General features: G+C 62.4%; 12 protein-coding genes and 1 pseudogene. 4 read left to right on the top strand and 9 right to left on the bottom strand.

What is annotated here, in order from left to right; translation table 11 throughout:
* Position 1 precedes the first annotated feature (1 nt).
* The 7 genes and pseudogenes from NMG70_RS22330 to NMG70_RS22360 all read right to left on the bottom strand — a co-directional run bounded on the left by NMG70_RS22330 (position 2) and on the right by NMG70_RS22360 (position 7,357).
* A complete protein-coding gene (locus NMG70_RS22330; protein WP_254026521.1) occupies positions 2-388 on the bottom strand; it encodes a nitrile hydratase accessory protein in 387 nt (128 codons plus the stop codon).
* Positions 375-1,034: a nitrile hydratase subunit beta gene (gene nthB / locus NMG70_RS22335; protein WP_254026522.1), complete on the bottom strand. Its 660-nt coding sequence runs from the start codon at positions 1,032-1,034 to the stop codon at positions 375-377. The genes NMG70_RS22330 and nthB overlap by 14 nt, the downstream gene beginning before the upstream one ends.
* On the bottom strand, positions 1,031-1,642 hold the full coding sequence (nthA, locus tag NMG70_RS22340; RefSeq protein ID WP_254026523.1) for a nitrile hydratase subunit alpha: 612 nt from the start codon (positions 1,640-1,642) through the stop codon (positions 1,031-1,033). The genes nthB and nthA overlap by 4 nt, the downstream gene beginning before the upstream one ends.
* 66 nt (positions 1,643-1,708) lie before the next feature.
* Positions 1,709-4,023: pseudogene (locus NMG70_RS22345) on the bottom strand (efflux RND transporter permease subunit); the annotation flags it as partial.
* A gap of 146 nt (positions 4,024-4,169) precedes the next feature.
* Positions 4,170-4,766 (bottom strand): LysE family translocator, encoded by a 597-nt coding sequence (locus NMG70_RS22350; RefSeq protein WP_254026524.1) that lies wholly within the window; start codon positions 4,764-4,766, stop codon positions 4,170-4,172.
* 146 nt (positions 4,767-4,912) lie between these two features.
* On the bottom strand, positions 4,913-5,485 hold the full coding sequence (gene ilvN, locus NMG70_RS22355; RefSeq protein WP_127316885.1) for an acetolactate synthase small subunit: 573 nt from the start codon (positions 5,483-5,485) through the stop codon (positions 4,913-4,915).
* Positions 5,486-5,575: 90 nt separating this feature from the next.
* Positions 5,576-7,357 (bottom strand): acetolactate synthase 3 large subunit, encoded by a 1,782-nt coding sequence (locus NMG70_RS22360; protein WP_301555174.1) that lies wholly within the window; start codon positions 7,355-7,357, stop codon positions 5,576-5,578.
* Positions 7,358-7,844: 487 nt separating this feature from the next.
* Here NMG70_RS22360 and NMG70_RS22365 point away from each other — a divergent pair, with 487 nt between their 5' ends.
* Both NMG70_RS22365 and NMG70_RS22370 read left to right on the top strand, forming a co-directional pair.
* Positions 7,845-9,647, top strand: a complete 1,803-nt coding sequence (locus NMG70_RS22365) for an NAD(P)/FAD-dependent oxidoreductase (RefSeq protein WP_254026525.1) — start codon at positions 7,845-7,847, stop codon at positions 9,645-9,647.
* A 162-nt stretch (positions 9,648-9,809) separates the two neighbouring features.
* On the top strand, positions 9,810-11,639 hold the full coding sequence (locus tag NMG70_RS22370) for an ATP-binding protein (protein ID WP_254026556.1): 1,830 nt from the start codon (positions 9,810-9,812) through the stop codon (positions 11,637-11,639).
* Between the two features lie 217 nt (positions 11,640-11,856).
* On the opposite strand, the gene NMG70_RS22375 is transcribed toward NMG70_RS22370, so the two are convergent.
* Both NMG70_RS22375 and miaA read right to left on the bottom strand, forming a co-directional pair.
* A complete protein-coding gene (locus NMG70_RS22375) occupies positions 11,857-12,648 on the bottom strand; it encodes a GGDEF domain-containing protein (protein WP_254026526.1) in 792 nt (263 codons plus the stop codon).
* Positions 12,649-12,751: 103 nt separating this feature from the next.
* The gene (gene miaA, locus NMG70_RS22380) at positions 12,752-13,744 is read right to left on the bottom strand and encodes a tRNA (adenosine(37)-N6)-dimethylallyltransferase MiaA (protein WP_254026557.1); all 993 of its coding nucleotides are present in this window, start codon (positions 13,742-13,744) and stop codon (positions 12,752-12,754) included.
* Here miaA and serB point away from each other — a divergent pair.
* Entirely contained in the window at positions 13,734-14,621 is an 888-nt protein-coding gene (gene serB, locus NMG70_RS22385; RefSeq protein ID WP_254026527.1) for a phosphoserine phosphatase SerB, read from the top strand. The two genes, miaA and serB, sit on opposite strands and share 11 nt — an antisense overlap.
* On the top strand, positions 14,618-15,181 hold the full coding sequence (locus NMG70_RS22390) for a GNAT family N-acetyltransferase (protein WP_254026528.1): 564 nt from the start codon (positions 14,618-14,620) through the stop codon (positions 15,179-15,181). Before serB ends, NMG70_RS22390 begins: the two co-directional genes overlap by 4 nt.
* Positions 15,182-15,195: the final 14 nt, after the last annotated feature.

The raw sequence follows: 15,195 nt of genomic DNA on the forward strand, positions 1-15,195 counted from the left end.
CCTAGCCGGTCGGGCCGCCACGACCTTCGGTCGGGCTGGGATCGTTCTCGAGCAGGATCGGCTTGCCGTGCGGCGTTGCAAGCGCGGCGCGTCCCCAGGCGGCAGCGAGCGCATCGATGTCGCCCTTGCCGGCAACCCCTTTCGCCGACAGCAAATTTTCCAGCGCTGCCAGCCAGTGCTCGTAATAATCGTGGCCATCGCTTGCGGCACCAGGCTGCTTGACCTCGGCGGACAAGGCGCCCGCCCATTCGCTCCAGGAAAACAGGCCCTTGTCGTGCAGCGCAACCGTCATGGCAAAGGCTTCCGCCTGCCATGGCTCGGCGAATATCGGCGCCTCGACGCCCGTCGGCAGCGTGGCGGTGACTGACTTCGCCTCACGCCGGCTCAAGATAGCTCTCCCAGGCGTCGATCGACACGGTCATCGTCGGGTCGGCGCCCTCGCCCCAGATCTCCGCGCCGTCGAAAACCACCGTATAGACCCATTGCGGGTTTTCGCCTTGCCCATGAGCATTGGTGTCTGGGAAGACAAATCCATCGCGCACCGCTTCGACGGCGCCCTGCTTGCCGCGTGCGTATCGCGGCAGCCTTGTGTGGCCGGCCGGATGGAAATTCTTCGTCCGCACCAGGTCGCCTGCCTTGAACCGCGCCGGCGTGGCGATCGCCCGGTCGCATGGGCCGCCCTTGGCCAACACATCAGGCACGTTTTCGGCCTTCATCACCCGCTTTGGCTTCGCGGCAGGGTCGACCGCCTTGCCCGCGGCTAGATCGCGGTCGCTGACGAAGCCGTGCCGCTTCAGCAAGGTTTCGAGCGCCTTGATCCAGATCTCGTAGTAGCTGGAGCCATAATAATCGGCGGGATGCAGCGATTCCCGCGCATGACGGCTCTCGTCGATGGTCCAGGCGCCCATGGCGCCGGCGCACAAGGTCACGCCAAGCGCCCGCCTTTCCCACGTGGCATGGAAACAGGGTTCGTCCTTTTCGGGTGCGACCGGCCCGAACCCCATCTGTCCGCCGAGATCCTGCGGCCCGTTCATGCCGGCTCCCGCGCCAGTCCGGTGCCGATCATCGCGTCGCGCGTCACCAGATCCGCCAGCCGCTCCTCGCTCCAGCCGTCGGTGCCCTTCGGCCGCATCGGCACGACCAGATAACGCAGCTCGGCGGTAGAATCCCACACCCGGATCTTTGTCGTTGCCGGCAAGGTCAGCCCGAATTCCTCGAGCACGCCGCGCGGATCGATGACCGCGCGCGAACGATAGGGCGGCGCCTTGTACCAGACCGGCGGCAGGCCAAGCACCGACCACGGGTAGCAGGAGCACAGCGTGCAGACGACGAGGTTGTGCGTGTCCGCCGTATTGAACACGGCCTGCATGTGCTCGCCCTGCCGGCCGGTGTAGCCGAGCGAGCCGATCGCCGCCGTCGCGTCGCGTTTCAGCCAGGCGGCAAAGTCCGGCTCGAGCCACGCCTTCGCCACCACCTTGGCGCCGTTGCGCGGACCGATTTTTGTCTCATAGCTGTCGACGATCACGTCGATCGCGGCCGGATCGATCAGCCCTTTCTGGGTCAGGATCGTCTCCAGCGCGCGCACCCGGGCGGCAAAGGGATCAAGCTCGTTATCGTGGTCGTGATCATGGTCGTGGGACATGGCCGTAAATTTACGGCTGCAAGCGTTCCACCGCAAGCGCCGCGGCTTGGGCCAGCCGGTCGGCTTCTATTCGGCTGCCGTCTTCTGCGGCGCGCCCTGCGACGCTTCTCCGCCCTCGTACGGCGAAGGCCGGTCGACGGCTTCGACCGGTATCTGCTCGTCCCGGCGCTTCGGCCACAGCCTGACAAGCCAGCCCGAAAAATGCTCCATGTAGACAAAGATGACCGGCGTGACGAACAGCGTCAGCGATTGCGAAGCGACGAGGCCGCCGACCACCGCCACGCCGAGCGGCTGGCGCAGTTCGGCGCTGGCGCCGGTGCCGAGCGCGATCGGGATCGTGCCCATCAGTGCCGCCAGTGTCGTCATCATGATCGGCCGGAAGCGCATCAGGCAGGCCTTGTGAATGGACTCGAGCGGCGACATCCCCTCGCGCCTGAGTTCGAGCGCGACGTCGATCATCATGATGCCGTTCTTCTTGACGATGCCGATCAGCATCAGGATGCCGATAACCGCGATCACCGACAGGTCCATCCCCGCAAGCCGCAATGCAACAAGCGCGCCGAGCACCGCCGACGGCAGTCCGGTCAGGATGGTGAGCGGATGGATGAAGCTCTCGTAGAGGATGCCGAGGACGATGTAGATGGTAAGGATCGCGCCGCTGATCAGCAGGCCCTGGTTGGCAAGCGAATCCTGAAAAGTTTTCGCCGTGCCCGAAAAATTGGTCGAGATCGTCGCCGGCATGCCGATCTTTTCCTTCAGCACATCGATGTGGCTCACGCTGTCGCCGAGCGCGACGCCCTGCGGCAGATTGTAGGAGATGGTTACCGCCGGAAGCTGGCCGAGCTGATTGACAGTCAAGGCGCCAGCGGTCCGATCGACGCGGGCAAAGGCGCCGAGCGGCACCAGGCTGCCGCTGGCCGTCCTCACCTTGATCGCCAGCATCCTTTCTGGCGACCACTCGATCCTCGGGTCGAGTTCCATGATCACCTCGTAGCAGTCGGCCGAACCGAAGATGGTCGAGACCTGCTCGGTGCCGAAACCGCCATAGAGGCTGGAGCGCAATGTATCGGTGTCGACGCCGAGCGTCGCCCCTTGTCGCGGTCGACCACCAGCGACGCCTGCAGGGCGTTGTTCTGCAAATCATTGTTGACATCTGTGAAGGCGGCGTGGTCGGCGGCCATCGCGTCGGTGAGCTTCTGCGCCCAGTTGTCCGCCGCGGCGGTGTCGAGGCCCTGCACGACGAGCTGGTAGGCGCTGGCCGAAGCGCGCGCGCCGAGCCGCAGATTCTGCACCGGTTGCATGAAGGTTTCGATGCCGGCGACATTGGCCAGCTGTCGCCGCAGATCCGAAAGCACCTTGTCGATGTCAGGGCGCTGGCTCTTGTCCTTCAACTGCACAAAGAGCTGGCCCTGGTTCAGCGCATTGTTGCCGCTGCCCGCCGACCAGGCTACATGCGCGACATAGGGCGAACGGGTGAAGACATCGGCCACTTGCCCCTGCAGCTTTACCATGGCGTCGAACGAAATGTCCTGGCGCGCGGTGGTCGTCACCGAAATCTGGCCGATATCCTCTTGCGGGAAGAAGCCCTTCGGCGAGGTCTGGATCAGCCAGACCGACAGTGCGGCCGTCCCAACGAAGACGAGAAAAACCAGAAAACTGTGCCGCAGGCAGAAGGTCAGCAGCCAGTCATAACCCCAGATGAAGGCATTGTGCCTCTGACCTTCACTATGCGCCGCTTCGCGCTCGGCCTTCACAGACAAAAGCCGCGAGCACAGCATCGGCGTCAGCGTCAGCGACACGAACATCGACGCCAGGATGGCGACCGTCACCACCACCGCGAACTCGTTGAAGATGCGGCCGATCACTCCGCCCATCAAAAGCACGGGGATGAACACCGCCACCAGCGAGATCGAGATCGAGATGATGGTAAAGCCGATTTCGCGCGCGCCCTTCAGCGCCGCGTCCAAGGCCGAGAGCCCATCCTCCTCCATGTGGCGAAAAATGTCCTCCAGCATGACGATCGCGTCGTCGACGACAAGGCCGACAGCCAGAGTCAGGCCCATCAGTGAGATGTTGTCGATTGAAAAGCCGAACAGAAACATGGCGCCGAGCGTAGCGACGAGCGAGATCGGCACCGCCACCGCCGGGATGATCGTCGCCGTTGCCCGGCGCAGGAACAGGAAGATCACCATCACCACCAGAGCGATGGTCAGCAGCAGCGTGAACTGCACGTCGTCGACCGCCTCACGGATCGACGTCGAGCGGTCGTTGAGCAACTGGATGCTGGCCGCCGCCGGCATTTGATCCTGGAAGGACGGCAGCATTGCCTTGACGCGGTCGACGACGTCGACGGTGTTGGCATCGGGCTGGCGGTCCGACGCGCCGTCGTGCGGTGGTCATGTCTTGGCATAACTCGCAGCCTCGTGCCGCGGGTTTCACCAGAATAGATAGAAGGCGCCGAAGGCGGAAAAGGGCCAAAAACCCCGGATTACGCAGATTTAATGTGCAGTACACAATAAAGCGGCAGCTACCCCAGCATCGGCCACAGCGTCGCCGCCAACAGCACGCCCATGGCGATGTTGAACCATTTCAGCCGCAGCGGATCCGAGAGAAAACCGCGCAGCGCCGTGCCGAAACCTGCCCACACAGAAACACTCGGCAGGTTGACGACGGTGAAGGCTATCGAAACCAGCGCCACCGACAGATACGGATGCTCCGGAACGGCGTAGACGGCCATGGCGGTGATCGCCATCACCCACGCCTTGGGATTGACCCACTGGAACGCTGCCGCATCGGTGAAGCGCATCGGTTGCGCCTTGGTCTCGCCCTTGCTGCTGAGCGAACGCGACATGGCGATCTTCCAGGCGAGATAGAGCAGATAGACGCCGCCAGCGATCTTCAATGCGGTGTGGAGAACCGGAAACGCAGTCAGCACCGCGCCAAGACCGAAGCCGACGGCAAGCAACAGCACGAGGAAGCCGATGCTGATGCCCAGCACGTGCGGAATGGTTTTGGCAAAACCGAAATTCACGCCGGAAGCCAGAAGCATGAAGTTGTTCGGACCCGGCGTGATCGAAGTCACGACGGCATAGACCAGCAGGGCAAGGAATGCATCGAGGGTCATGGTTTCCTCCCAAGCAGGTCAGCAATATTGTCTTTTTAGTTCCGGCGCACAAAGGCCGCCCCACGTCGGCAGCCGGGCCAGAGGATCAGCACCAAAAGCAACAAACAGGCGGCGACAGAGCGTTGCAGCCATAGCGTCGGACGGTTTTACATCCCTTGCGGGCCGCGATTCATCGCCGCCACGCCGGTGCGGCAGATCTCGACCAGGCCAAGCGGCTTCATGATGGCGATGAACTGGTCGATCTTGGAGCCCTTGCCGGTGATCTCGAAAATGAAATGCTCGGTGTTGGCGTCGATGACACTGGCGCGGAAGGCATCGGCCAGCCTCAGCGCCTCGACGCGGCCCTCGCCGGTGCCGGCCACTTTCACCAGCGCCAGTTCCCGCTCCAGCGGCCGTTCCTGGCCGAGCTCGTGCGAGCGCACGGTGAGATCGACGACACGGTGTACCGGCACGATGCGCTCGAGCTGGTGCTTGATCTGCTCCAGCACATGCGGCGTGCCGCGCGTCACGATGGTGATGCGCGACAGATGCTTCTCGTGCTCGGTTTCGGAAACGGTCAGGCTCTCGATATTGTAGCCGCGTCCGGAAAACAGGCCGATGACCCGGGCAAGCACGCCCGGCTCATTGTCGACCAGCACGGAAAGCGTGTGAGTCTCCGGCTTTTCAGTTTCCTTGGCGATGAAGTAGGCCGAGCCGGTCGGTTGAAGCTGTGCGTTCATGACATGAATCTCGATTTCAAACTTTTGAACTGTTTTTCTGTTTCCACACGGCTTCTTCCGACAGCCCTGCCTCGGCTCGGGCGTTAGGCGTTACACCAGTTCCCTGCCCTTGGCGTCGATGGCGTTGGCCACCGCCTCGTCGGTCGCCTCGTCCGGCAGAAGCATCTCGTTATGCGCCTTGCCCGACGGGATCATCGGGAAGCAGTTGGCAAGTGTGGCGACCCGACAGTCGAAGATGACCGGCTTTTTCACCGAGATCATCTCCCTGATCGCGTCGTCCAGCTCGTCCGGTTTCTCGCAGCGGATGCCGTGGCCGCCATAGGCTTCGGCAAGCTTGACGAAATCCGGCATCGCTTCGGTGTAGGAATGCGACAGCCGGTTGCCGTGCAGAAGCTGCTGCCACTGCCGCACCATGCCCATATACTGGTTGTTGAGGATGAAGATCTTGATCGGCGCCTCGTGCTGCACCGCGGCACTCATCTCCTGCATCGTCATCTGCACCGAGGCGTCGCCAGCAATGTCGATGACCAGCGCATCCGGGTGCGCGATCTGCACGCCGAGCGCCGCCGGCAGGCCGTAGCCCATCGTGCCGAGCCCGCCGGAGGTCATCCAGCGGTTCGGCTTCTCGAAATGATAGTGCTGTGCCGCCCACATCTGGTGCTGGCCGACCTCGGTGGTGATGTAGGTGTCCATGTCCTTGGTCAGCGCATAGAGCCGCTGGACGGCATATTGCGGCATGATCACGTCGTGGTTCATCTTGTAGGCGAGCGAATCCCGCGCCCGCCATTTCGCGATCTGCTCCCACCATGGATGCAGCGCCTTCTTGTCGGCCCTGGCGGTCGCCCGCCACAGCCGCACCAGATCCTCCAGCACCCGGCCGACATCGCCGATAATGGGCACATCGGTGTGGACGTTCTTGTTGATCGACGACGGATCGATGTCGATATGGATTTTTTTCGAGTTCGGCGAGAACGCGGTGAGCCGGCCGGTGATGCGGTCGTCGAAGCGCGCGCCGATGCAGACCATGACGTCGCAATCATGCATCGCCATGTTGGCTTCATAGGTGCCGTGCATGCCGAGCATGCCCATCCAGTTCTTGCCCGATGCCGGATAGGCGCCAAGCCCCATCAGCGTCGAGGTGATCGGAAAGCCGGTCAGATCGACCAGTTCGCGCAGCAAATGGCTGGCTTCCGGGCCGGAATTGATGACACCGCCGCCCGTATAGAGGATCGGCCTTTTCGCGTTGGCCATCAGCTCGACCGCGGCCTTGATCTTTTCCAGGTCACCCTGGACCTTGGGCTGATAGCTCGTGCGCGGCGCCGTCTGCGGCGGCACATAGATGCCCTTGGCGAACTGCACGTCCTTCGGGATATCGACGACGACCGGACCGGGGCGTCCTGTCGTCGCGACGTGAAAGGCCTCGTGGATGATCGCCGCGAGCTCGTTGACGTCCTTTACCAGCCAATTGTGCTTGGTGCAGGGTCGCGTGATGCCGATCGTGTCGCACTCCTGAAACGCATCTGAGCCGATCAGCGAGGTCGGGACCTGACCGGTCAGGCAGACCAGCGGGATCGAATCCATCAGCGCATCCTGCAGCGGCGTCACCGCGTTGGTGGCGCCCGGCCCCGATGTCACCAGCATGACGCCGGCCTTGCCGGTCGAGCGAGCATAGCCCTCCGCCGCATGACCGGCGCCCTGCTCGTGACGGACGAGGATGTGCTCGACCTCGTCCTGTTGGAAGATTTCATCATAGATCGGGAGAACCGCGCCGCCCGGATAGCCGAAAACATGCTTGACGCCGTTGTCCTTCAACGCTTGCACCACCATTTCGGCACCGGTCATTTCGCGCCGTTCGTTCTGTCCACTGCTCATCGGTCTGGTCCCGTACTGTCCGCCATCGGGCGATTGCTGGTCGTTTAGTCGTGTTTCGGGCAATAAAAAAGGCCCCGAGGGAGCCTGTGTCTGCGCATGGGAGGTTCTCGCCCGGCGGTTACACCGCCTTGCCCACGCGCTTTCCTACTACGAGAATGAGTGCCGTTTTCATGGTGGCGGACAATAGAATTGGTTTTGCGCCGCTGTCAACGGCGAATATGAAAGACGCCAAAAGGCTTTGAACCCGGCCAACTCAGACGCGCCGGTTGTCCATCATCGCGTCGAGCAGCTATTTCCGCCACAAGACACCGCTGCGGTTCGATCGCCGGCAGTACAAAGGTCCGCAGTCATCCCGATAAGCCATTGAAACGCGCCAAACTATTTGACGACGTGACGCGGCGCACAGTTTGCCGCGATACTCCGGACAACCGGGCCGGGAGGGTCCGGCAAGCCGCGATGACGACCAGCACTTCACGGGAGGAATTTGATGCTCGACAAGGCCCCAGCCAAGAAACTATCCGACGTGCTCGACCAATTCAGCGCAACGCTCGCCGCCGGCGACATCGACAAGGCGGTCGGGTGCTTTCAGGAAGACTGCTACTGGCGCGATCTGGTGACCTTCACCTGGAACATCAAGACCATGGAAGGTCGCGACCAGGTGCGCGATATGCTGATGAGCCAGTTGGCGAAGATAAAGCCATCGAACTGGGCGCTTGCGAAAGGCGAACACGCCACAGAGAGCGACGGGCTGCTCGAAAGTTGGATCAGTTTTGAAACGGAGGTTGCGCGCGGCTTTGGCCATATCAGGCTGAAGAACGGCAAGATATGGACGCTGCTCACCGCCATGGTCGAGCTGAAGGGCCATGAGGAACCCGCCGGCTTCGCCCGGCCGTTGGGCGCCAAGCACGGTCACGGCAAAAACCGGCCGACCTGGAAGGAGGAGCGAGAGAAGGAGGCGACCGAACTCGGCTTTATCAGTCAGCCCAACACGCTGATCATCGGCGGCGGCCAAGGCGGCATCGCGCTCGGTGCCCGGCTGAGGCAGCTCGGCGTGCCGACCATCATCGTCGAGAAGAACGAGCGTGCCGACGATTCATGGCGCAAGCGTTACAAGTCGCTCTGTCTGCACGATCCGGTCTGGTACGACCATCTACCCTATATCGATTTTCCGAAGAACTGGCCGGTCTTCTCGCCCAAGGACAAGATCGGCGACTGGCTGGAAATGTACACCAAGGTCATGGAGCTGAACTATTGGTCCTCCACGCAGGCCAAGAGCGCCACCTATGACGATCAGAAGAAGGAATGGACGGTCGTCGTCCATCGCGACGGCAAGGACATCACGCTGAAGCCGAAGCAGCTGGTGCTGGCCACCGGCATGTCGGGCCGGCCCAACATCCCACAGTTCAAAGGCATGGAGAATTTCAAGGGCGATCAGCACCATTCCTCGAAACATCCCGGTCCAGACAGCTACGTTGGCAAGAAAGCCGTCGTCATTGGGTCGAACAATTCCGCGCATGATATCTGCGCCGCACTCTGGGAAGCTGGCGTCGACGTCACCATGGTGCAGCGCTCGACCACGCACATCGTCAAATCCGACACGCTGATGGATATCGGGCTCGGAGCCCTCTATTCGGAGCAGGCCGTGCAAAACGGCATGACCACGGCCAAGGCCGATCTCATCTTCGCCTCGCTGCCCTACAAGATCCTGCACGAATTCCAGATTCCGCTCTACGAGAAGATGAAGGAGCGTGATGCCGCCTTCTACGAGGGCCTGGGAAGAGCCGGCTTCATGCTCGACTGGGGTGACGACGGCTCCGGCCTGTTCATGAAGTACCTCAGGCGCGGTTCCGGCTACTATATCGATATCGGCGCCTCCCAGCTGATCATCGACGGCGCCATCAAGCTGAACAGCGGCGTCGACGTGACCGAGATCAAGGAACATTCGGTGCTGCTTAGCGACGGCACCGAGCTGCCGGCCGATGTCGTCGTCTATGCCACCGGCTACGGTTCAATGAACGGCTGGGCGGCGGAGCTGATCTCGAAAGAGGTCGCCGACAAAGTCGGGAAGTGCTGGGGCCTCGGCTCGAACACCACCAAGGATCCCGGTCCTTGGGAAGGCGAACAGCGCAACATGTGGAAGCCGACGCAACAGGAAGCGCTCTGGTTCCACGGCGGCAATCTGCACCAGTCACGCCACTATTCGCAGTTCCTGTCGCTGCAGTTGAAAGCTCGGCACGAAGGCATAGCGACGCCGGTCTACGGGCTGCAGCAGGTCCATCACACAGGATAGAGATTCGAGGCTGTCGCCGGGACTGGCCGATACCGGTCGGTTCAATTTTCGCGACCGGCTTAATGGTCCCTACACCATCCGACCTCACCCCACCTTAACCCCGTCGGCGTAAGGTCGATCCCCTGGGGAAAATGGAAAAGGGAAATGGGGAACAGCCTGTCCGTGTTCGTCGACCGCGACGCGTCCGTTGGAGAGCCGACATTGCAGGAGCGCCGCAAGGCGGAGCAGAGCGACAAGCGCGTTCTGGGCAATGTCGTCCAGTGCGACGGCGCGCGCGCCACCATCAGCGCCCATGCCGCCGATATCGTAGGCACTGTGACCGGCCACTGGAGCGTCGGCAAGATGATCTCCATAAACCTTGGCAACACGCGAACCGTCGGGCTGGTCTACGCGGTCGGCAAGGCGGATCGCGCCTGGCACGATGAGGGCCAGAACCCGATCGAGGTCAGTATCGAGCTCATCGGCGAGGTGCGCGACGGCACCGAGCCCGGCGCCAAACCGATTTTCGACCGCGGTATCACCGCCTATCCGCATATCGGCGCCATCGCCCACCGCATCCGCAGCCGCGACCTGCAGGCGGTCTATGACCTCGCCGGGCGTCACTCGATCACCATTGGCACGCTGTCACAGGATGAGGCGATCGACGCCAACATCGCTATCGACGACACGCTGGCGCGCCATTTCGCCATTGTCGGCACCACCGGCGTCGGCAAATCCACCGCCGTCTCGCTGCTTTTGCGCAAGTCGCTCGCCGCTCGACCCGATCTGCGCGTTCTCATCCTCGATCCGCACAACGAGTTCGCCGCGTCCTTGCCAGAGCACTGCGTCAGGGTCGACTCGACGACCCTGGACCTGCCCTTCTGGATGTTCAAGCTCGAGGAGTTTGCTGAAGTGCTGTTTCGCGGTCGCGAGACCGTGCTGGAAGAGGTGGACGCCTTGCGCGATCTCATTCCGGCGGCCAAGAACCTGTATCGCAACCCGAATTCGGGCACGTATCTCAGGCGCGGCAGCGATGCGCTGACCGCGGACTCGCCGGTGCCCTATCGCATTGTCGATCTCATCAAGCAGATCGATGAGCGCATGGGACTGCTGGAAAGCAAGAACGACCGCCCCACCCTCAAATCGCTGAAGACGCGCATCGAATCGGCAGCATCCGATCCGCGCTACCGCTTCATGTTCAACTCGCGGCTGATCGAGGACACCATCCACGAGACGATCGGCAACATTTTCCGCGTGCCGCATCACGGCCGCCCGGTGACCTGCTTCGAGATGGCCGGCATGCCGTCGGAAGTGGTCAATTCCGTCTGTTCGGTGCTGGCGCGTCTGGCCTTCGACCTGGCGCTGTGGAGCGAGGGCCGGCTGCGGCTGCTTTTGCTGTGCGAGGAAGCGCACCGCTACATGCCGGCCGATCCGCGCCTTGGTTTCGCGCCGACCCGGCACGCGCTGTCGCGCATCGCCAAGGAAGGCCGCAAATATGGTTGTTATCTCGGCATCGTCACCCAGCGCCCGGGCGAACTCGATCCCACCATCCTGTCGCAGTGCTCGACCTTTTTTGCCATGCGGCTGGCCAACGAGCAGGACCAGGCGATCATCCGCTCGGCGATCGCCGATTCCTCGGCCTCGACACTGGCATTCCTGTCTTCGATGGGCCAGCGCGAGGCCATTGCCTTTGGTGAAGGCGTGGCGACGACCATGCGAATGAAATTCGAAAAACTGTCCGAGGGTCTGATCCCGGGCACGGCCAAGCGCGAGGAAGCCTTGCCGTCCAAGTTTGGCAATGATGTCGATCTGGTGGCGATCGTCGAAAGGCTTCGCAACGTGCCAAAACCGCAGCAGGCGATGGCCTTCGCCGAAGTCGTCGATTCGAGCCGGCAGGCCGGCGATCCCGACTATCGCAAGCCGCCCGTCCCGCGCGTCCAACCCGACGACGATTTCGACATGCGCTATGGCCTGAGGCCGACAACCTTCGGCCTGCGCCCGCAGAACGATTGAGCCGGGCGGCTTTAGCCTGTGAGGCTAAGGCGCTTCCAAAGTTAAAACTTTGTCACCCTAGGAAACCAGGGCAAATCCCGGAAGGGAATTCATCAGGCCGGATCGAATGACGTGGCTTTCGAGAACCCGGAGCGGAGTGGACATTTGAGTCCATGAGCACCGGAAGTCGAGAAAAGCTGCGTCAGTCGGCCGGCCTCATGAATTCTTCTCCGGGATTTCAGGCGCAGACGCGGTTTCGGCCTTGCCTCTTGGCTTCATACAGTTGGCGGTCGGCGCGGCGATAGAATTCTTCGGCCGTTTCCTTGCGATCCCAGACGGCAAGACCGACGCTGGTGGTGATCTTCAGCCGGACATTGCCCGATAGTATCGACATGCTGGCGATCGCCTTGCGGATGCGCTCGGCGAACTTGGACAGCAGTTCGGCATCCATGTTGGGCGTGACCACTGCGAACTCCTCGCCACCCAGGCGCGCCACCACGTCGTGATAACGCGTCATGTCCTTGAGACAATTGGCGACCGCCCGCAACACCTCGTCGCCGACGTCATGACCGTGGGTATCGTTGACCTGCTTGAAATGGTCGAGATCAAGGATCATCAGCCCGACCGGCTTGTCGATGCGACGGAATTCCTCGAGATATTCCTTCAGTGCATCGTCGAAATAACGCCGGTTCTGCATGCCGGTCAGGCCGTCGGTCAGCGCCGCATGCTCCAGCGTTTCCGAACGGGCGCTGAGCGAAACCGTCATGGCGCGCAGCTTGCCTTCTTCCGTCGCCTGCTTGCGGATCAGCGGGTAGATGAAGAAAATCCCGAAGAACAGGGCAGTCGCCAAAAGAACGCCGGTCCCAAACAACAGCTTGTTGAGATAGATGATCTCGTCGACCCTGGCGGGTGTAACACCCTCTTCGGCGAAGGCTTGCAGAAGCCCATAGGCGTGAAGCGTCACCAGGCCGGCGGCCAGGATCACGAAGATGAAGACGAAAAAGGCTGATTCCGCCTTGTGAAAACGCATCTGCTCCCCGTTGGAAAACCCAAAGACGTTTATCGCATCGACGGCCTTACGGAGGGTTAATTAGGACAACTTCAACGGGAAGTCTTCCCTCAAAGTAAACTTTTCAGGTTGCACTGGAAAGGCGATCCAAGATCGTGGATTCGACACGATCACCAGGGCCCAATCTCAGCCATTCCGGACCCAATTGATGCCTGAACCAGGTCGCCTGGCGCTTGGCATACTGTCGCGTCGCGATCTTCGCGCGATCGATCGCTTCGGGAAAACTCAGCTCGCCAGCCATTGCCGCCTGGAGTTCGCGAACGCCGATCGCTTTCATCGCCGGCAAGTCGGGATCTAGGCCAAGCTCGGCCAGCCGCCTGACCTCGTCGAGAGCGCCCTTCTCCAGCATGCGGTCGAATCGCGCCTCGATCCGCTTCACCAGCTCCGCTCGGTCGGGCTCGATCACAAAGAAGCGCGTGCTGGCCCTGTCTATCAACGGACGGCCGTGCGCCGCCTGCCATTCCAGGATCGAACGGCCCGATGCGTCGAGCACCTCCAGCGCCCGCGCGATGCGCTGGCCGTCGGTCGGCTTCAGCATCATGCCGGCTGCAGAATCCTCGCGCAGCAGGATGCGGTGCAGCTTGGCTGCGCCCTGCTCCTGGAGTTCGTAGCGCCAGCGATCACGGATCGACTGCGGAATGGCGGGCATTTCCGAAATGCCTTCCGCAAGCGCCCGGAAATAAAGCCCGGTACCGCCGACGAAAATCACCGGCCGTTCGACGGACGTGCCGACCGGCCGTTCGAAGAACGTGCCGTCGTCGATGAGCTTCATCACGTCGCGCAGCCAGGCGCCGGTGGAATAGGCGGTGGAGGGATGGACATGTCCGTAGAGGAAATGCGGGACGCGGGCGAGTTCGGCAGCAGTCGGGCGCGCCGTCAGCACGTCGAGCACCGAATAGACTTGCATGGAATCGGTGTTGACGATGACGCCGCCGTTGCGCTCGGCGAGGGCGAGCGCAAGGGCGGACTTGCCGCTGGCGGTCGGCCCGGCTATCAGGATCGCGTTCTTAACGAGGCCCTCGCCCGCCTGCCCGCCGGATTTTTTTATGCCGCTGATCGCCACTCTTGTGTCCCATCCCGCCGGCCGCGCATTGTCGCCGATGCTTGCGAATATGGCGTCAGGGTCGGTCGGCGCAAGCACTGTTCGCTGGCTGGCCGAAGGCATCGCTTGTGAATTCGCTCTGCCCGAGACGGCCGAAGCCGCTGAAGCGACCGCCAGCCTGCGCGCCGTGCTTGCACCCGAACCGGTTGACGTGATCGTTCAGCGGCCCGAGGGAAGGCGGAAGAAAATCCTTATCGCCGATATGGATTCCACCGTTATCGACCAGGAGTGCATCGACGAGCTTGCCGACGAGATCGGCGTCAAGGATTACGTCGCCGCCATCACGGCGCGATCGATGAATGGCGAGATCGCTTTCGAGCCGGCCTTGCGCGAGCGGGTGGCGCTGCTGAAAGGCCTCGACACTGCCGTGGTCGACCGCATCATCGCCAATCGCCTGACGCTGGCTTCCGGTGGCCGCGCGCTTGTCCAGACCATGCGGGCCAACGGCGCGTGGACTGCACTTGTGTCGGGTGGCTTCAACGTCTTCACCTCACGCATCGCCGCCATGCTCGGCTTTCAGGAGAACCGCGCCAACCGTCTGATCGAGCAGGATGGCCGCTTTACCGGGCTGGTCGCCGAGCCGATCCTGGGGCGTGCCGCCAAGGCCGATGCGCTGCTCGAGATTTCGGCGCGCCTCGGGCTGACAACAGCCGAGGCCATTGCTGTCGGCGATGGCGCCAACGACCTCGACATGATCCGCCTTGCCGGCACCGGTGTGGCGCTTCATGCCAAGCAGGTCGTGGCGGCGGAGGCAAAATACCGCATCGACCATGGCGACCTGACCGCGCTTCTCTATCTGCAGGGCTACCGCCGGGAGGAATTTGTGGAGTGACGCCGATCCGCACCGAACGCCTGATCCTGCGCAACTGGGAGGATCGCGACCGCGACCTCTTCTACCGCATCAACTCCGACGAACGCGTCATGGAATTCTTTCCGTTTCGCCGCCACCGCGCTGCCGCGGACGCCAAAATGGCCGAGTTCCGCGCCTGGATTGCCGAGGATGGCTACGGTTTCGCGGCCGCCGAGATAATTGAAACGCGCCAATGCATCGGCTTCGTCGGCCTCCTCGACACCGATCATTTGCCGTTCCTGCCGGCCGGCACCGTCGAGATCGGCTGGCGCCTGGCGCCCGAATTCTGGGGCCACGGCTATGTCACCGAGGCAGCCGAAGCCTGGCTCGCCTATGGCTTCGAAACGCTTGGCCTCGAGGAAATCGTATCCTTCGCCGTCAGGGATAACAGCCGGTCCACCGCCGTCATGGAACGCCTGGGCATGACCGCCGACCCAGCCAGCGATTTCGACCACCCCGGCATTCCGGACAGCCACGCCAGGCTCAAGCGGCATGTGTTCTACAGGCTGACAGCCAAGGATTGGCAAAGAAACCGGCCTTGATCAGTGCCGGCCTT

Source organism: Mesorhizobium ventifaucium, from assembly GCF_935822925.1.
In the GTDB taxonomy this organism is placed as follows: Bacteria; Pseudomonadota; Alphaproteobacteria; order Rhizobiales; family Rhizobiaceae; genus Mesorhizobium; species Mesorhizobium ventifaucium.